The 22,727-nt window shown below is 37.4% G+C and carries 3 protein-coding genes; all 3 read left to right on the top strand.

The annotated features are described in order from the left end of the window. The first annotated feature begins 165 nt into the window (after positions 1-165). The 3 genes from ACEN2N_RS14745 to ACEN2N_RS14735 all read left to right on the top strand — a co-directional run bounded on the left by ACEN2N_RS14745 (position 166) and on the right by ACEN2N_RS14735 (position 22,485). The gene (locus tag ACEN2N_RS14745; RefSeq protein ID WP_441825043.1) at positions 166-405 is read left to right on the top strand and encodes a hypothetical protein; all 240 of its coding nucleotides are present in this window, start codon (positions 166-168) and stop codon (positions 403-405) included. Next, complete coding sequence (locus ACEN2N_RS14740) at positions 405-14,237, top strand: Calx-beta domain-containing protein (protein WP_441825042.1); 13,833 nt, start codon at positions 405-407, stop codon at positions 14,235-14,237. The genes ACEN2N_RS14745 and ACEN2N_RS14740 overlap by 1 nt, the downstream gene beginning before the upstream one ends. An 841-nt stretch (positions 14,238-15,078) precedes the next feature. After that, positions 15,079-22,485, top strand: coding sequence for a Calx-beta domain-containing protein (locus ACEN2N_RS14735; RefSeq protein WP_441825041.1), 7,407 nt, complete (start codon positions 15,079-15,081; stop codon positions 22,483-22,485). Positions 22,486-22,727 lie beyond the last annotated feature (242 nt).

Here is a 22,727-nt window from a genome sequence, read left to right as displayed (position 1 = left end):
ATTTAGTTTTTAAACAGGTAGGTGCTAATTTTGTATCTGAATTAGATCCCAAATCTGTTCTAAAAACTTTTCTTAACCTACTAGCCAATAATGTTTTGCATACAACTTGCAATCATTTTTGATAAGGTTAAGGATTAATAGTAAGAATTAAACTTAACCAATATTATGAAGTCAATTGACACTTCTAACAACATTATCACCCAATACAGAAATTTAACTTCTGCGTATCCTGAATTCAGATGGCAGGCATCTTCGAAATTTTATTCCGGAGTATACAATTTTTACCATGCGGTGAAGAACATTACAAGTGCTCATCAAGTTGATCTTTCTCATATCTCTCATACCGTTTCAACTCACCCTATTTTTTCAAACAGGTCCTTCTCAACTCAAATAAAGAATCTATAATGAAGAATTCTACTTTCATAAAATCGACAATGTTGTTATTTGTCATGTGGCTCTTTTTTGGTTCTACAGATGTAATGGCACAGACCTTTTCAGTATCGGACGCAAGTGCGAACGAAGGTTCTAATATGACTTTTACCGTAACCTCTAGTACGCTTTTGACCGGTAGCTATACTTTTGATATTGTATACGCAAATAACGGTACTACAACTGCAGCAGATTATAACGGACCTACTTCAGTTACCTTAGACTTTCTATTAAATACAACAGCAACTTTTACCGTGGCGGCATTGAACGATGATTGGGTAGAGCCTACACAACAAGAATTTACTTTGACCTTAAGTGATCCTTCGAGCACATATACTTTTGCTGATGCCGATGGTATCGGTACCGTTACAGATACTGATGTCGCCTATGTTACTGGCGGTAATTATGACATTACAGAAGGTGGAGAAATACAATACAGTTTATCATTGTCTAACGGCATCAATTCTGGCGGACAACAATACGTTGGTATTGAAGATGCTTATAGTGTTGATTTTTCTGTAGAAACGAACCCTAGCTCAACGAGCCCGGCAACTGATGGTGCTGATTTTAATTCTTTTACTACTACAGTTACTTTTCCTGCTGGTTCAGTAGCTGGTTCAGAATTAATTATACCAATACCAACTACTCAAAACAGCATAGTTGAACCTTCTGAAGAATTCAACGGTGTTAAATCTAGAAATGTGGCGGAAGCTACCAAATATGGTTCGGCACCGTCTCGAGTTAGTATCAATACTGAGCGTTCTGCACTACGAATTCATGATAATGATGTCGCTACCATTAATTTAAGTAATACTACCGAATTGGAATCTGTAGGTAATGCTAGCATCGTATTTACTTTAAATGGAGAAGTTCAAGATAATTTTAGAATTAATTATGCTACGGCAAATAGCACGGCAACCCAGCCTTCAGATTATGATGAAACCATTGGATTTCTAAATTTTAATGGAACTAACGGTCAAAATTTTCAACGTAATTTTAGTATAATAGATGACACCGTTATTGAGTCTACTGAATATTTCACGGTGGTACCGTCTTATTCACCAGATGCAAATGCAATGACCAACTATGTTCCTCAAAACATTGTTTTTGTTGCTAATGAAGGGGAAATCACCATTACAGATGATGATCTAGATACCGATTTTGACGGAGTTAATGATTTAGTAGATGAAGATGATGATAATGATGGTATTACCGATATTAATGAAGGTAGCGGAGATGCTGACGGAGATTCAATCATAAATAGTTTAGATACTGATTCTGATAACGACGGTTGCCCAGATGCTGTAGAAGCTGGTCATAGCGATCCTGATAATGATGATTATTTAGGTACTTCTCCTCTTTCAGTAACCTCAACAGGTTTAGTAATTGGTCAAGGTGGTTATACTGGTACAGATAGTAAAGTAACTACGGCTTTTCAAACAGTTAGTATAACATTACAACCTACTGATAAAGTTGCAAATTTAGGCGACACCGTAACATATACAACAGCCGTTAATGGAACTGGACTTACTTACCAATGGGAAGTTAGTGCGGATAATGGTACTACTTGGACTGCTATTTCAAATGGAGGAATATACTCAGGTGCAAATACTACTGCTTTAGTTTTGACTAATATTTCAAGTATAGATAGTGGAAACCAATATCGTTTCGGTGCATTTGATAGTGAAAACTTATGTACTCCATATACCTATACTAACGAAGTGGATCTTTTTATTAGACCCAATGTGGCAATTGCAGATGCATCTACCGCAGAAGGAACAGACTTAGATTTTGCAGTTACACTTTCTCACGCAGTAAATGAGGTGGTAACTTTTGATTTATCCTACACAAATATTACCACACTAGCATCAGATTATACCGCATTAGCTAATTTTTCTATTCCTAGTAATACCTTAAATACGAATATATTAATACCTGCTATTGACGATTCACTTATTGAAGGTGATGAAACCTTTACTTTAGGTATGACTAATGGATCCACTAACACTGGTAACATTACAGATACCGCAACAGGTACAATTACAAATATAAATATACCTTCTGCTGGTGACGGAGTTTCGATAGCCGATTTTTCTGTGATTGAAAATGTGGGCACCGTAAATTTTGTTTTGACATATTCGGGACCAACAGTTCAAAATGCATTTACAGTCGATTATGCAATAACCGATGTATCTACAACTTCTAGTTCAGATTACAATGTAAATCTAACGGGACAAGTAATTTTCCCTGCCGGTACTGCCGATGGAGATACGCAACCGCTATTATTAGCAATTACAGATGATACAGTAATTGAGGGCGATGAGAGCTTAACCGTACAAATATCGAATATCTCAAATAGCCTTTTAACTATTACCGATGCAAATGCTACAGGTACAATTACAGATAACGATACTACCCCTACTACAGGTTTATCTATAGCAGATGTCAACTTTAACGAAACAACTGCATCAGCAAATTTTATAGTAACCTATAATGGCGGGAACGTTAAAACAGGCTTTACGGCAGACTATACTATAACCAATGGTTCAGCTACTTCGGGTACAGATTATAATGCTGTTTTATCTGGTCAAGTATCTTTCCCTAATGGTACTACAGGGGGCGCAACTCAACTTGTAAGTGTTACTATTATAGATGACCTTATTATTGAGGGTAGTGAAACCTTGAATATTGAATTAACCAATCTATCCTCTACCCTTATAAATTTGGTTGACCCAAATGCAGTGGGCACCATCTTAGACAATGATACAAAAACAGCCACAACAGGTTTAACTGTTGCCGATATCATTGTAAATGAAGCTGTTGGTACAACTAATTTTGTAGTAACATATAATGGTGGCGAACTGCAAAATGCTTTTACCGTAGATTATACTATTACTAATGGATCAGCTACTGCTGGTACAGATTTTAGTGGTAATCCTACGTTATCGGGTCAGTTGACTTTCCCTGCCGGAACTAAAAATGGAGATGTACAAAATGTAAGCATCAACATCAATAACGATACTATTATTGAATCTAATGAAACCATCAATTTTCAATTATCGAACCTATCAACAACATTGATCAATTTAGTGGATGCTAATGCACTTGGCACCATTACCGACAACGATGTTAAAACTGCTACTACAGGTTTAAGTGCTTCAGATTTTTCTGTTAGCGAATCTGTCGGAACTACAAATTTCGTAATCACTTATAATGGTAACGATGTTCAAAATAGTTTTACCGTCAATTACAACATCACAAATGGTACCGCAATAGCCGGAAAAGATTATAGCACTACGCTAGCCTCAGGACAATTAACTTTTCCAGCCGGGACTAAAAACAATGACCAACAATCCATTCCTGTTACTATTTCAGAAGATTCTTTTATAGAGGCTACCGAAGATTTAAACATTCAGCTTTCAGGCTTATCTACAACATTAATAAACATTGTAGACCCTACAGGTACTGGTACTATTACTGATAACGACAATACGCCCACAAGCGGAATAGATTTTCAAAACGCAACGGTTACTGTTGCCGAAGGCGATACCAATGGTACGGTGAATGCAACTTTTGTAGTTGAATTTAATGGTGATGTAGATACTGGTGAAACCGTTCAAGTAGATTATTTTGTAAATAATGGTTCTGCTAACAATGCAACAGATTTCAACCCTAATGCTACCATACAGACGTTAACTTTCACAAATACTGTTAAAACTCAAAATATTGTTGTTCCAATCATAAGTGACAATGTCATTGAAAATGAAGAAGACTTCTTTGTAAACCTAGTAGCTATTCGCTCTAATGTTGGCATTAACTTATTAAACAACCAAGCTAGAGGTGTTATTACCGATGATGATGGTGGTACCCTTTCGGTTACCGGTTTTAGTATTGTAGAACAAACCAATAGTATAAATTTCGATGTTACGTATACAGGAGATAGATTAAACGGTGGTTTTACCTTAGCATATTCCATTGCTGATATAAGTACAACTACAGGTGTTGATTATACATTGACTACAGCTCCAGCTACATCTGGTACATTAACTTTTACAGGTGTAAATAACGAAGTACGTTCAGTTCAAATTAATGTTGTAGGTGATAATTTCATTGAGAATAACGAAGATTTAAGAATTACAATTTCGAATCCGTCTTCAACTAAAATTAGCATTACAAAAGCAGATGCTATTGGTACCATTACAAATGACGATACGGGTACTATTGCAGTTACCGGTTTTTCTGTAGATGAGTTGAATGTCACTGCAAATTTCGATGTAACCTACACCGGTAAACCTATTAATGGTGGCTTTACCGCAACATACCAAATCACCGATAATACGACAACGGCCGGTAGTGACTATTCTGTCGCTTCACAAAGCGGTACATTAAACTTTTCTGGTGCTACGACCGAAGTTATACAGGTACCTGTCAATATTCTTCAAGATGCACTGATTGAAGGAAACGAAAACTTACGACTTACTATAACTGCTATCTCACCGAGCATAATTACGGCTACTAGCCCAACTGCAATAGGTACAATTAGAGATATCAATCACTTACCAACTGCTGTAGATGATTCTTTTGTAGTTTTTCAAAATCAAACTACGGCAAATATTACGGTACTAGCAAATGATGATTATGGTTTTGATGGTCCGGCCGCGACCAATCCTTTACAAATAGTAAACAATCCAATTAACGGTACGGTAACTCTTCGAGATAATGGCACACCGGGTGATGCTACCGATGATTATTTTGAATACCAACCTAGTCCGTCATTTAACGGTAATGACTCTTTTAGATATAAAATAGTAGATTCTAACGGATCTGAAGATCAAGCGGTAGTCAATATTTTTGTAAACGACACCAACCTTAAAAAGGATTTTGAAATTCGTTATTCTGGTAGTATTAATGGAGATTTCACTATGATCGCCAATAATGTTCTTTCAAGAAATGCAACGGGTAATTATAATGGCGAAGATGGTAACCATAATTTCTTTGACAACGTATTTGTTGATATTGATTCTGATCCAACAACATTTAACTCTACAAATGCCAATTTAGCTAACCCTGAGCCTTCTTTAAGCTGTTTGAATATTAAGAAAGCTTACCTATACTGGGCTGCTGCAGATAAAGAATATGATGGTACGACCGGTGGTGGTGCTACAGAACCATCTTGGAATTACAATCAGGTAAAATTAATGCTACCTGGTCAATCATCTTATACTACTGTTTCTGCAGATGAGGTTATTTACAGAGGAAGAAATGATCATTTTCAAAATGACCCATACGTTTGTATAAAAGATATTACAGACGATATAAATGCACTTTCTACTCCTTTTGGTTCATACCAAGTAGGTAACGTAAAGGCTACCGAGAGAGATTTACGTTCTCATGGTATTGCAAATGTAACCGGTACTTCCGGTGGATGGCAAATTGTCTTCGTTTATGAAAATGTTTCTCTTGACCCTAAAAATATCACGTTATACGATGGGTATGTTCACACTTTTGCTTCTGATGGTGCAGGTGAAACAGAATTTAACTTTAGTGGTTTTGAAACCATTCCGAACGGTAATATAAATGCCGATGTAATGTTAGGTGCCTTAGAAGGTGACCGTGATCTTTCTGGTGATCAATTATTAATTTACGATGCTAGTAACAACTGGTCTAAACTTTCTACGACATTACGAGATGAAGACAACTTCTTTAATAGCCGAATTACTATTGATGGTCTTAATTATGTAGATAGAAATGCTGCAAGTACAAACACCTTAGGTTTTGATGCTACCGTTTTTCCTTTAGCAAATACAACTAATAGATATATAGATAATGATCAGACTTTTGCCCGTTTTAAAATTACAACGGATCAAGAATCATATGGTCTATATTTAATGGGCTTAAGTGTAGATGTTTATCTACCAAGTTTAGGGGCCTTAAGTTTAAACACAAACGCAACCGGACCATTCAATGCAGGTGATACAGTACCTTTAACATTAAACGTTACCAACACTGGTAATGATGATATTCAAGATTTGGTGATTACTACCGTATTACCAATTGAAGCTGATTTTGCGAGTGTAGGTACATTGCCAGCAGGTGTAACACATTCTTACGACCCAACAACTAGAACCTTAACTTTTACAGCTCAAAATGGTTTCACCGATATGGGTGATACTTATGATCTTGATTTCAATATTGAAATTATTGAGGCTTGTCACTTTTTAGAGACGGCTTGTACAGCTAGTTTTGAATTACAGGCAAATGCTACCTATAGTGGTGTTACTAACGGAGACCCAATTACTACCAACAGCTCTTCTTCTACAGATTCGTGTGGTATTGGTACGCATACTCCAACAACAATTGACGTACAACAACCGCCACAAGTAAACTGGTCTACGGCGCCAAACGCTTTAGACAGAACTGTTGCATGTGATAATATTGCTGCACTGAACAATGCCAATGCCTTAATACCGTCTACCGCATCTTGTAATTTTACATTAGATAAAATTGCTGGTAATTTTGTGCAATCTGGCGCATGCCCAACTGAAGGTACGTATACCAATACATGGACATTTACCGATGCTTGTGGTAGAGTAAGTACTACTTTCACCCAAGTTATTACCATTGAAGATAAAGAGGCTCCGACTTTTAACGAGTCTTTACCACAAGATTCTTATGCCGCTCATGATAATATTCCTGTAGCGCCCGTACTTTCTGCTAATGACAACTGCGATTCTAACTCTGCAGTTACATTCAACGAAACCTATGATGGTGATAACACAAGTACTAATTATACGATTATAAGAACATGGATCACCAACGATTGTGCCGGTAACACTACAAGCCATACACAATACATTTACGTTAGTGAAAATGGTAATCCTATTGGTATTAGCATTAACGATATTACGGTAAATGAAGATGCAGGTACTGCGGTTCTTGAAATTACACATACAGGTACCGTTTCTGGTGGTTTTACCTTAAACTATGCTACTGCAGATGATACTGCTTTACAACCAGGAGATTATGTTTCAGCTTCAAATACAGTTTCTTTTGCAGGTACGAACAATGAGGTCCGTTTGGTTACCATAACAGTTAATGATGACTCCATTATAGAAACAACAGAGCAATTCTTTGTTCAACTTACAAGCGGTACAAATACACCGACTATTAATGATGATGAAGGTATTGTAAGCATAACAGATAATGATAACGTTCCTGGCAGTACTGGTATCTCCTTTGCCGATGACAATGTTATTGTAACAGAAGGCACTAACACATTTGCTAGATTTGTGGCTACGTTCACGGGTACTATTGCTCCTGGTGAAACGGTTACTGTTGATTATGTAACTGCTAACGACACCGCTATCGAACCTGACGATTACACTTCTTTCTCAGGCACGGTGACATTTAACAGTACTACGAATTCAGTAAATATAGATGTACCGATTATTGACGATAGTCTTATTGAACCATCAGAAGATTTTACGATTACATTGTCTAATATACAATCTAATATCAATGTTGGTTTCCTTGACGAGCAACCAACAAATACTGCGACTGGTACTATTAATGATAATGATAATATACCTGGCACAACGGGTATATCATTCCAGAACGACAACATCACTGTTGATGAAGCTGTAGGTACTGCAACTATTAATGTTTTACTTACTGGTAATGTTCAAGGCGGATTCACTTTAGATTTCACCACCAATGATGATACTGCTACCCAACCTGGAGATTATAGTTCAAATAGTGGACAATTAACTTTCGTAGGTACTGATGGCGAAATACAACCAATCACTATTGCTATTAACGATGATGGTATAATAGAACTAACCGAAGGTTTATTTATTGACCTATCTAATCTTTCTACGACATTAATTGCAATCAATGATAATCAGGGCGTCATCAACATTACAGATAATGATAGCCTTGCTGGTACTGGAATTTCATTCCAAAATGACGATATCACCATTAATGAAGCCGATGGCACTGCAACCATAAATGTTCTCTTAACAGGAAATGTTCAAGGCGGATTCACTTTAGATTTCGCTACCGCAGATGATTCTGCCATTCAACCGGGAGATTACACTAGTATTGCTGGTCAATTGACTTTTACAGGTACTGACGGTGAAATTCAACCTGTTACCGTTCCTATTATTGATGATAATATTATTGAAGCTACCGAAAGATTATTTGTTGACCTTTCTAACCTTTCTACATCATTAATTACCATTAACGATAACCAAGGTAATATTAACATAATCGATAACGACAACATACCAGGCACAACGGGTATCTCATTTGAAAATGATGATATTACAGTTGATGAAGCGGCTGGTACAGCAACCATTAATGTATTATTAACCGGAAATGTTCAAGGCGGATTTACATTAGATTATATCACTAATAATGATAGCGCAGTTCAACCAGGAGATTACACGGCAACATCTGGTCAGTTAACTTTTGGGGGTACCGATGGTGAAATACACCCTGTGATCATATCTATTATAGACGATAATATAATTGAAGCGACCGAAAGGTTATTTGTAGATCTCTCTAACTTATCTACAACTTTAATTGCTATTAACGATAGTCAAGGTAATATCAACATTACTGACAATGATAATGTTGCTGGTACAGGTATATCTTTTCAAAATGATGACATAACCGTTGATGAAAGTGCCGGTACAGTTACTGTCAATGTTTTATTAACTGGAAATGTAGGTGGCGGATTTACTGTAGATTACACTACTGGCGATGATACTGCTGTAGAACCAGATGATTATACTTTAAGTACCGGTCAATTAACTTTTGCAGGTACAGATGGTGAATTACAACCTATTACCGTTGCCATTATAGATGACAGTGCTATTGAGACACTAGAAAGATTATTTATAAATCTTTCTAACTTATCTACAACTTTGATTGCCATAAATGACAACCAGGCTACCATTAATATTACCGACAACGATAATATACCGGGCACTACTGGTATTGCATTTGAGAATGATGATATTACCATTGACGAGGCTGCAGGTACAGCAACAATCAATGTCCAATTAACAGGTAATGTTCCTGGCGGATTCACTTTAGATTATACGACCAATAATGATACTGCTATTCAACCAGGTGATTACACTCCTGTTAATGGGCAATTGACATTTAACGGTAATGATGGAGAAATTCAACCAATAGTTGTTCCTATTATTGATGATAATATTATTGAAGCGACTGAAAGGTTATTTGTAGATCTATCTAATTTATCGACTTCTTTAATTATTATAAATGACAACCAAGGGAATATCAACATTACGGATAATGACAATATACCTGGTACAACAGGTATTTCTTTCCAAAATGATGACATTACAGTAGATGAAGCTGCAGGTACAGCTACAATTAATGTATTATTGACTGGTAACGTTCAAGGCGGATTCACTTTAGATTACAGCTCAAACAATGATACGGCTGTAGAACCAGGAGATTATACTGCTGATGCAGGGCAGTTAACCTTTTCTGGTACAGATGGTGAAATTCAACCGGTAACTATAACCATCATTGATGATAACATCATTGAAGCGACTGAAAGATTGTTTGTAGACCTTTCTAATTTATCTACAACCTTAATCGCAATTAATGACAACCAAGGGAATATCAACATTACAGATAATGATAATGTGATCGGTACAGGTATCTCATTTGAAAATGATAATATTATAGTAGATGAAGCTGCTGGTACGGCAACTATAAATGTAGTATTGACCGGTAACGTGCAGGGCGGATTCACTTTAGACTACACTACTAATGACGATACAGCTGCGCAACCTGATGATTACACCACTAGTGCAGGACAGTTAACATTTACTGGTACTGATGGAGAAACCCATCCAATTACGGTAAGTATAATTGATGACAACTTAATTGAAACGACCGAGAGATTATTTGTTGATCTTTCTAATTTGTCTACTACTATTATAGCTATTAATGAAACCCAAGGGAATATTAGTATAACCGACAATGACAATATACCGGGTACAACGGGTATTGCATTTGAAAATGATAATATCACGGTTGATGAAGCTGCCGGCACGGCTACAATCAATGTACAATTGACAGGTAATATTCCTGGCGGTTTCACTATTGATTATGCTACTGCAGACGGTACTGCTATTGAACCTAGCGATTATACTAGTAATTCTGGTCAATTGACCTTTGCGGGTACCGATGGTGAATTACAACCTATAACAGTTGCTATTATCGATGATAATATCATTGAAGCAACAGAAGCGTTGTTGGTGAATTTATCTAATCTTTCAACTACATTAATCGGTATAAACGATAATCAAGGGAATATCAATATCACAGATAATGATAACATACCTGGTGTTACTGGTATATCATTTGAAAATGATGACATCACGATTGATGAAGCTGCAGGTACAGCTACAATTAATGTATTGTTGACTGGTAATGTTCAAGGCGGATTTACACTTGATTACACCACTAATAATGATACGGCTGTAGAACCTGGAGATTATACCACTGATGCAGGACAGTTAACTTTTGCCGGTACCGATGGTGAAATACATCCTGTCACCGTAAACATCATTGATGACAACATCATTGAAGCAACTGAAAGATTGTTTGTAGACCTTTCAAACCTATCTACAACTTTAATCGCCATCAATGACAACCAAGGGAATATCAATATCACCGATAATGATAATATACCGGGAGTTACTGGTATTTCATTTGATAATGATGATATCACGATTGATGAAGCTGCAGGTACGGCAACGATAAATGTATTGCTTATTGGAAACGTTCAAGGCGGATTCACATTAGATTATACAACAACTAATGACTCTGCTATTGAACCAGGTGATTATACTACTAGTTCAGGTCAATTGACCTTTGCTGGTACTGACGGAGAAATTCATCCTATTACCATCAGTATTATTGATGATTCATTAATAGAGTTTACCGAAAGTCTTTTCGTAGATCTTTCAAACTTATCTACAACTCTAATTGCAATAAATGATGATCAAGGTGTTATTAATATTACTGATAATGATAGTAACCCATCTCTTTATGGAGTTCAATTTGATATCACTTCAATTGATGTTAATGAAGGTGACGGTATAGTTTCTCTTGATGTTGTACTTAATGCCGATGTTCAAGACGAATTTACGGTTGAATACTACACTTTAGATGGTACTACTTTAGATGGTAGTGACTATAGTGGTGTTCCACAAAACACTCAGACATTGACATTTGGTGGCACAAACCCGAATACACAGACCATCGTAATTCCTATTATTGATGATACGTTGATAGAATTTACAGAGAACTTCCAAGTATTTCTTGAAAATATCTCTTCTCCTATCGTAGGTATTCTTGCCAATGATACAGCTACGGTGAATATCATTGATAATGATGCCGACCCATCACTTTACGGTGTTGAGTTTGATGCTACTTCAATTGATGTAAATGAAGATGCTGGCACAGTTACTTTAACTGTCGTTCTAAACGCGGATGTTCAAGATGAGTTTACGGTTGAATACTACACTGTAGATGGTACCACTTTAGATGGTAGTGACTATACTGGTGTTACTCAAAACACTCAGACATTGACATTTGGTGGTACAAACCCGAATATACAGACTATCATAATTCCTATTATTGATGATACGTTGATTGAATTTACAGAGAACTTCCAAGTGATTCTTGAAAACATCTCTTCTCCTATTGTTGGTATTCTTGCCAATGATACGGCCACAGTGAATATTATTGATAACGATGCCGACCCATCACTTTACGGTGTTGAATTCGATATCACTTCCATTGATGTTAACGAAGATGCCGGTACAGTTTCTCTTGATGTTGTACTTAATGCCGATGTTCAAGATGAGTTCACTGTTGAATACTATACAGTAGATGGTACTACTTTAGATGGTAGTGACTACACTGGTGTTCCTCAAAACACTCAGACATTGACATTTGGTGGCACAAATTCAAATACACAGACCATCGTAATTTCTATTATCGATGATACGCTAATTGAATTTACAGAGAACTTCCAAGTAATTCTTGAAAACATCTCCTCACCTATCGTAGGTATTCTTACCAATGACACGGCTACAGTAAATATTATTGATAACGATGCCGACCCATCACTTTACGGTGTTGAGTTCGATACTACCTCGATAGAAGTAAATGAAGATGCAGGTACGGTAACTATAAACGTAGTGCTTAATGCAGATGCTCAAGATGAGTTTACTGTTGAATTCTATACCATTGATGGTTCTACTGTTGACGGAATGGATTATACCGGTGTTCCTCGTAATACACAGACACTGACATTTGGTGGTACAAATCCGAATACGCAGACTATCACCATTCCTATTATCGATGATATCATTATTGAAGACCCTGAAACATTCAGCGTAATCCTTGAGAATATCTCTAGTCCGATCGTAGGTATATTATCCGATAATATTACCACGGTTACTATTATCGATAATGATGGTAACGAAGGTTGGCCAACCGATGAGACTATTGAAGCTTGTGATGCAATACCTGATGCTTTTGTAATCACTTCCGATAGCGCTTGTGCCATTACTGTTGATTATGAAGAACTGATTGCCGGTCAAGATGACGAATGTGCTACGGAATATACCATCACTAGAACATGGACGATTACCGATTGTGTCGGTAATGTGCGTACGCATACCCAAGTAATTACTATTGAAGATACGGTCGCACCGACCTTCAATGAAACGCTACCTCAAGATATGACGGTCGAATGTAACATGGTACCAGATGCATCTACATTAACTGCTACAGATTCTTGTGAGCCCAACATTGAAGTAACGTTTACAGAAACAATTACCAATGACGAAAACTGTGCCCTAGGGTATACGGTTACCAGAACTTGGACGGCTACCGATTGCGCAGGCAACATGGTAGAACATACCCAGGTAATTACTGTAGAACCTACAGGACCTATTATGAGTCAGCAGTACGAAGAAGAGATGACCATTATATGTGGTGATGATATTCCTGAAGCACCAGAAATGGTATTCACAGGTGGCTGTGGTAATTTTGATGTGGTCTACAACGAAGAAACGCAACAAGCTGATGGTTCAGATGATTACATGATCATTAGAACTTGGAACGTTACCGATTCTTGTGGCAACACTGCCTCTTTTGAACAGATCGTTTTCGTTCTGCAACCACAATTGCAAGAGATTACGATCAACATTTGTATCGAAGAAGAACCAATTGATTTATTGAACTACCTACCGGCAGATTTTGACCGTAACGGTACGTTCATGATTTTGGAAGGTGATGTGGTTTTAGAGCAAAACTTCTTTGACCCATTGAACCATGAGCCAGGAGAATATAAAATTGCCTACAGTTCTACCGAAGGTACATGTAAATACTATGTTGACTTTACAGTTATAGTTGATACAGAATGTGTACCATGTGGAAGAGGTGACATAGAAATTTCTAAAGCGGTTACCGCTAATGGAGATGGTGTAAATGATTTCTTTGAAATTAGAGGTGTTGAGTATTGTGCCTTCAGTTTCGATGTAATGATCTTTAACCGTTGGGGCACAAAAGTTGCCGAGGTCAAGGATTATCAAAATGACTGGGGCGGTGAATCTCCTGATGGTTCTTTCGGCCAATCTGGAATGCTACCAACCGGTACGTACTATTACATTATTAATCCTACCGATAAAAATACCGGTACCATTTTAGAACCAATTAATGGATATATCTATCTAGGTACCAATTAAAATTAGAAACATAACTTACAGTGCCTCATCTTAATGGATGAGGCATCATTTATAGTTCTTATTGTTTTTAGTAAAATCTCAGTTTTAAGTTATTAAAGTCTAGACTTAATGAATGAAGTGATTTAAACCTTTAAAAAATACATGGGTTGTAGGCATTTGCATTTCGATATTTAAAACGTTCAAAAAGAAACCATTAAATACGAAGTAAAATATGAGGGCAGAGAAAAAAACGTTTAATTATTTATGCCACAGGTAAAAATTACCAGTTATAATCTTGCAATTGCTATATCATAATTATAACAATTTGTTTAAAGCGGAGGTAGCATCTAAAATAACTCTTGAAAAAGTAACTTTTCAAATTGAAGAGGTATTTTAAATTCAGATGAAAATTTTGACTCCAAAAGACTTTAAAAACTCTTATAAAAATGGTGATCAAAATCCGTATGGAGAAAATAATTTGAAAAGTAAATATCTAGTTCATTTCCATATAAACACATTGTTCAAATATTTCATTTAAGAATATTATGGTGCAAACTAGCGCCTTAAAGAATTACACATTTTTAGCAAGATTTTAAAATTTAAATCTCCCTAAAACAAAAGTAATTATATGTATCCCGCAATCGTATTTGTTAAGTAAAATATACTCTTTCCTTCGCAAACAATTTTAAAAAAGTATCGATAAAGGTTACATTAAATAAGATATCCTAATCACCACTGTCATTTCACATCAACACCAGCCGCTTTCGCAACAAAAAATGGGCATCGACAAATATCAAAGCTAACTTTGTGTTTGAAAAAAGTTATTCATTGTTTTTCATGAATGATTTAGCTAGCAAAAAATATGCTTAAATTCCTCCTTAAAATTGCTTTGCTAATTTGCTGCACAAGTCTATCTGCGCAATTAGATGTATCACTAGCTCAATCGGAGTCTATTTGTTCATCTGATGGTAGCATAACTGCAACGGCCAATGGCGGAACTGAACCCTATCAATATAGAATTGTAAGCGGTCCTGTGGTCAAAGGCTTTCAGAACTCAGGAACATTTCTAGCTTTACAACCCGGAAACTATGCGGTTGAAGTACGCGATGCTACTTTCACTACTGTTTCTGGAAATATTACGGTTACTGGTAGTTATGTACTTCCCAGTCTAAACGTTGCTATTACCAATCCCTCATGTGCTAGTAGTTCTAATGGTCAGGTCATACTTACTGGAAGTAATGGTAATCTTATCGGTACTGCGGCTTTTCCAACCTATAGATATCGAATTGTTGATCTAAGCACCACACCACAAACGGTTGTTCAAGAGCAGAATTCAGATACTTTTACAGGTCTATCCGAAGGCACTTATACTTTTCAAATTGAAGATGGCTGCCAAAATACGGTAAGTGAAACCATAACTTTAACTGCACCCGTCAGTACGCCGTTGGACGGTGACATCGATTTCATCCAAAAAGCAGCTTGTAATACCTATGAGGCAGAATATGATTCTAACGGTGATGGCACTTATCCTCACAATATTATAGTCACCGAAGATGCTACCGGCAACATAGTTTTTTCAGGCACCAACACTTCTAATACAGATTTATCTATTGGAACAAACTATAATTTCGGGGTTTCTTATACCGCTGCAATAGTTGATGCCTGTGGACAAACTGAAAACATTAATTTTTCGTATACACCCGATATAGACATGTGGAGTCAGAAAACTACTGACTGCTCAGGTGAAACAGCGTTCTTTGTATTTGCATCGTTAACTTCTTCTAGTTCAAGAAAAGTTAGTATGCTGGTACCTGCGACGCTAACCCTCACTAATCAAACCGATGCAAGTGATGTACTTGTTTATACACTTAACGATCCTAACTATCTTGAGGCAGAAATTCGTGAAGCTGATATTCAACTAGGTGGCACTTATGATGCTGTTTTAGAAGATAGCTGTTCATATACCATGAATACTTCCCTTACATTTACACCAGTACCAGCAACCACATTTGATGCGATTGTTCGACCAAAACGCGGGTGTATGGATGGTACTACAGGTATGGGTTTCCATGTTAGGAACGGTGGACCAAACTATATAAGGGCTACAATTTTATCTGGTCCAGCAAGCTTCACATCAGAAGCTGGTGTAGTTACCAACTACAGCTATCCGAGAGTATTTGTGAATCCAAATGGAAGTTCTGTTTATCCTGAAGCTTTTCCACCGGGAATATATGAGGCAGAAATCACCGATGGTTGCGAATCGGGCAATGAAACTTTTGAAATTTTAGCATCGCAGACAGTTCAACATGATTTTAGCTTAGATTTTTTACAAGGTTGCGGTAATTCCAACGCTCTAATAATCAATCCGAATGTAATCAGCAATGCAAACACTTCTTTCTACACCAATGTTACTATAACTAATCTAGATACCGGAAACTCGGTATTTCGTGAGAGTATATCTTTTTTTACTGAAGGAACTCCTGTTTCGGTACCTAATCTGCCATCGGGAAACTATCAATTGAATCTTGAATTTCAAAGTGGTGGTGAATGCACTTCTGGTAACGCATATACTTGCCCTTGTGAACCTCAAACCAAAAATGTAACTATACCAGCGTATATGTCTACTTCGTTTGATAGCATACTAGGTTATACATGCACAGAAGGTTCAGGCGTTATTATCGCTGAAGGATCGAATGGTATTGCACCCTATCAATACGAAATAATAAATTCATCGGTTCCCTCTAATATTGGGCGCACTTCAACAGATGGTATTTTTACAGCAACAGATGAAGGTACTTATACCGTTAGAATAAGTGATAGTTGTGGTAACTCAGCTGATGGCGCTTTCGAAGTAGTACCTTATTTGCCAAATCTAATAGCGAACTGTGATGCTTCTGGTACTCAGGTTACACTTACAGCAAACCCAGTTGCCAATGCTATTTTTACTTGGATTGATGATGCAGGTACTACGGTTCAACAAGGTACTAGTAATGAACTGGTTTTTAATCCTTTCGATGTTTCTCAAAGCGGAGATTACACATTGCAAGTTGCTGCACCAGGGTTAAGTTGCACCATTTTTGATGGTTCTATTACAGTACCTAATATTCCTTGTAATTCTAGTATCGATGTAAGTAAAACAGTTGAAACAGGCCCTACATATAATAGTGCTGCCGATGAATATACCGTAACCTATAGAATTACAGCAGAGAATATCGGCGGGTTAGCAGGTTCTTATGATGTCATCGATACCTTTATATTAGGTAGTGGTTTCACTTTAATCAACGCAACTTTGGCTTATGGTGGTGAAAGTGACGGTGTTGACGGTACAATTTTGAGTCCGTTTACAAGTGGTGACCAAATTATAACAGGTGAATCAATAGCCGGACTTCGAACAGAAAGTTGGCTGATAACCGCAACTTTTACTATAGATAAAGTTTTATTCGATCCCACTCAAGATTGTACAAATGGCGGTGGATTTGGAAATCAAATTACTGTTACCGGTGACACCGATACCTCTAACAACACGGCCTGTGTACCTGTTGATTTTGGAAATCTTGAAATTACTAAAGATGGTGTCTATATCGATTCAAATACCAATGGGCTTACTAATGTAGGCGATGCAGTAAACTATACCTTTAGTATTATTAACACTGGTAATGTTCCTATTTCAAATGTAGTAGTATCAGATCCATTATTAGGAGGTGCTATAGCTGGCCCTGCTTCTGGCGATACAGACGCCGATGGTCAATTAGATACTACAGAAATTTGGGTTTACAGCGCAACTTATAGCATTATACAAACTGATATAGATAATAATCAGGTAAATAATTTAGCTACAGTAACTGGCGATGACACCGATGGTAATACTATAACAGATACATCAACAGATCCAACACCTTGTGCTACGTGTACCCCTTCCCCTACTTGTGCAGATTGTACCTTAACAGAAATACCTAGTAACCCTAGTTATTCGATCAACGATTCTTCTACAGTAGAGGGAACAAATAATGTTTTTACCATTACGGCATCTAGTAGCATCAACCAAGACATCGTTTTTAATTTAGGCTATACAAATATAAATACCACAAATGCTGATTATAGCGGTCCAAGTACGGTTACACTTTTAGCGAATAGCACTTCGGTCTCTTTTAATGTTGCTGCAGTAGATGATAGTCTTATTGAACCAAATGAAACACACGAAGTTCAAATTTCTTATGCCTCTGTTGGTGTCTTAAACATTACCGATGATACCGGTATTGGTGAAATATTGGACAACGACGGTGGTGTAGGTACCGGAATATCATTCGATAACGACAATATTACCGTAGACGAATCTGCAGGAACAGCAACTGTAAATGTATTATTGACAGGAAATGTTCCGGGCGGATTTACTTTGGATTTTACTACCAATGATGTTTCTGCAATCTCACCTATTGATTATACAACTACTTCTGGGCAGTTGACATTTAATGGTTCAGACGGAGAAACACAATCTATCACCGTTCCAATTATTGATGATAGCGTCATTGAGACACTCGAAAATTTGTTCGTAAATCTGTCCAATATTTCAACAGGACTTATCTCGATTATAGATAATCAGGCAATCATAAACATTGTTGATAATGAGACGGATAATGATAATGACGGCGTTGCCGATCAAGTAGATTTGGACGATGACAATGATGGAATATTGGATACCAACGAAGGTTATACCAATCCTATCGAGGTAATAAATAATGGGGATTTCTCAAATGGACTAACATCATGGACCGTTAACAACCCAACAGGTGGTGCTGCTCCGATAGTAGGTGCATCCAATGGCCTAGAATTCGGTTTTCAGACCTCAACAATCAATACAGTTTCTGTAGATCCTAATGATTTAGCAAATGATGTCGAAATCAGCATCCAAAACGGTAGCATTGGAACCGGAGCATCTGGAAACCCATCCCAATACCATTTTAATGGTACTGGTGATATGTATGTCGCAGTTGATCCAGACGCTGGTGGTTTTGATGTTGGTACGTTCAGTACAATTGATATTACTTGGGGGGCCGATTGGGGTCTCAAAGGACAAGTGTATAGTTTTGGACCTATTAGTACATTAACACCGGGTAATTATGGAATCGGTACTAGCAGTGGCCTTGTCATTGGATATGATAACACAACTAACGAAAATCTTATTTTTTGGAATGGAACTGAGCTTTTAAGAGTTAACGGGTATTACCAAGTGGCGCTTAGTGCTGGTGATATGATATTGAACGTCAGCTCGACGGGGCTAATTAGCTTTGCCGTACCATGGCGCGGACCAGCTATTACAGCACAGATCCCGGGTACCGAATGGCAGGATACTGATAATTCTGCTTGGCAGTTTATTTCTTCGCAAACACATTCCCCAAACTCTAATCCTAATGATAGAATAAGCGATATAGTCTTTAATGGTTCTGCAACGGAAACGTTTGATAATATCGGAGATTCTGTTGAGCAAACCTTTACAGCATCTACCAGCGATATAGCAACGGTTTTCTATGAAATTGCCACACAGGGTACCAGTAACGCAAATTTTACAGTCCTCACCGAAATCTTAAACAATTCTGGTACTGTAATAGCGACCAATACTTCGGTAGTAAGTAATACTATAAATACAGTCAACTTCAATTTTACTCCGACAACTACAAATTCAACTATAAGAACTACATGGGTATCTGGAACAGGAGATTTAGATAGCAGGCAACTGTTGCTAGACAATGTTTCGATACTACAAAGTACGTCTACCGATACGGACAACGATGGTATTCCCGATCATTTGGATACGGATAGCGATAACGATGGTTGCTTTGACACAGTTGAAGCTGGTCATACTGACGGTGATAATGACGGTGTTTTAGGAAATTCCCCAGTTACTGTTGATAGTAATGGACTCGTTACTGGACAAGGCGGGTATACTGACGTTACCGGTAATGAAATTATTGCCACACAAGTAACATTAAATACGGCTCCTACAGATCAAACGGCTAATAATGGGGATTCTGCAAGCTTTACTATTGATGTATCTGCATTGAATACAACTAGTTTTTCTGCCGGAATTCCTGATTATTCAGGTGCTGGAAGTTCAGATTCTTCAGGTAATATTAGATACCAATGGCAAGAAAACGGTACTAACATATCCAATGGCGGAAATTATTCAGGAATCGATACAGCAACATTGACCATCACTGATGTCACAGGATTGAACGGTAATACCTATACCGTACAAGTTACCCATGCGGACAATTTGTGCTATACAGTTGAACAAAGTGCGGTATTAAATGTAGTGCCCAGTATTACCATTGACGATTCTTCGACAGTAGAAGGAACGAACAATGTGTTTACCATTACTTCATCTGCTGCTATAAGCCAAGATGTAGTTTTTAATATTGCTTTTACCAACATTAGCACTACCAATGCCGATTATAGTGGCCCCAATACAATAACCCTTACAGCAAATACAACCTCGGTTTCTTTTAATGTTGCTGCGATAGATGACAACCTTATCGAACTTAACGAGACGCATGAAGTTCAAATTTCTTATACCTCCGGAGGTTCTGTTAACATTACCGATGATACCGGTATTGGTGAAATTCTGGATAATGACAGCGACCCATTGCAATACGGTGTACAGTTTGATATTACTTCAATTATTGTAAACGAAGATGCAGGTACGGTTTCTCTTGATGTTGTACTCAATTCTAATGTTCAAGATGAGTTTACGGTTGAGTATTATACTATTGATGGCACTACCATAGAGGGAATGGATTATACCGGTGTTCCTCAAAACACGCAGACATTGACATTTGGTGGTACAAACCCGAATACGCAGACAATTGTAATTCCTATTATTGATGATATCATTATTGAAGACCCTGAGACATTCAGCGTCATTCTCGAGAATATCTCTAGTCCGATCGTGGGTATATTATCTGATAATATTGCTACGGTTACTATTATTGATAATGATGGTAACGAAGGTTGGCCAACCGATGAGACTATTGAAGCTTGTGATGCAATACCTGATGCTTTTGTAATAACCTCTGATAGCGCTTGTGCCATTACCGTGGTTTATGAAGAACTGATTGCCGGTCAAGATGACGAATGTGCTACGGAATATACCATTACTAGAACATGGACGATTACCGATTGTGTCGGTAATGTGCGTACGCATACCCAAGTAATCACTATTGAAGATACGGTCGCACCGACCTTCAATGAAACGCTACCTCAAGATATGACGGTCGAATGTAATATGGTGCCTGATGCATCTATATTAACTGCTACCGATTCTTGTGAGCCCAACATTGAAGTAACGTTTACAGAAACCATTACCAATGACGAAAACTGTGCCCTAGGGTATACGGTTACCAGAACTTGGACGGCTACCGATTGCGCTGGCAATATGGTAGAACATACCCAGGTAATTACAGTGGAACCAACTGTACAGATCATGAGTCAGCCTTACGAAGAAGAGATGACCATTATATGTGGTGATGATATTCCTGAAGCACCAGAAATGGTATTCACAGGTGGCTGTGGTAATTTTGATGTGGTCTACAATGAAGAAACGCAACAAGCTGATGGTTCCGATGATTATATGATCATTAGAACTTGGAACGTTACCGATTCGTGTGGCAACACCGCTTCTTTCGAACAGATCATTTTTGTTCTGCAACCACAATTGCAAGAGATTTCGATCAACATTTGTATCGAAGAAGAACCAATTGATTTATTGAACTACCTACCGGCAGATTTTGACCGTAACGGTACGTTCATGATTTTGGAAGGTGATGTGGTTTTAGAGCAAAACTTCTTTGACCCATTGAACCATGAGCCAGGAGAATACAAAATTGCCTACAGTTCTACCGAAGGTACATGCAAATACTATGTTGACTTCACGGTTATAGTTGACACGGAGTGTGTACCATGTGGAAGAGGTGATATCATTATCTCTACTGCTGTTACAGCAAATGGTGACGGTGTAAATGACTTTTTTAAAATTAAAGGTGCCGAGAGTTGTGCCTTAAGTTTCGATGTAATGATCTTCAACCGCTGGGGAAATAAAGTTGCCGAGGTTAAAGATTATCAAAATGACTGGGGCGGTAAATCTCCCGATGGTTCTTTCGGTCAATCTGATGTGTTACCAACCGGTACCTACTTTTATATTATACATGCGACCGATAAAAATACGGGTAAAAAAATAGAACCATTTAGCGGATATATCTATCTGGGTACGCAATAAAATTTTCATCTGTCATTGTTAATGCCTTTTCATAAAATGATGAGGCATTTTTTCTTTTATCTCCATAATTTTTCCATTAAAACACATTATATAAGTCTATTATGAGCTCAAATTAGTTCATCCGAATAAAATAACAATTGAACGAAAATGCTGTTTCAGAACGAATAATATGGGATCTCAGCCGTTATAATCTTAATCTTTCAGAAGAGCCATTAAATTTGTAAATAATAAGATAACCTACT

Source organism: Maribacter spongiicola (assembly GCF_052119685.1).
Taxonomy (GTDB): domain Bacteria; phylum Bacteroidota; class Bacteroidia; order Flavobacteriales; family Flavobacteriaceae; genus Maribacter; species Maribacter spongiicola_A.
The sequence above is the reverse complement of the archived record's forward strand: the minus strand, read 5'-3'. Positions and strand labels throughout refer to the sequence as shown.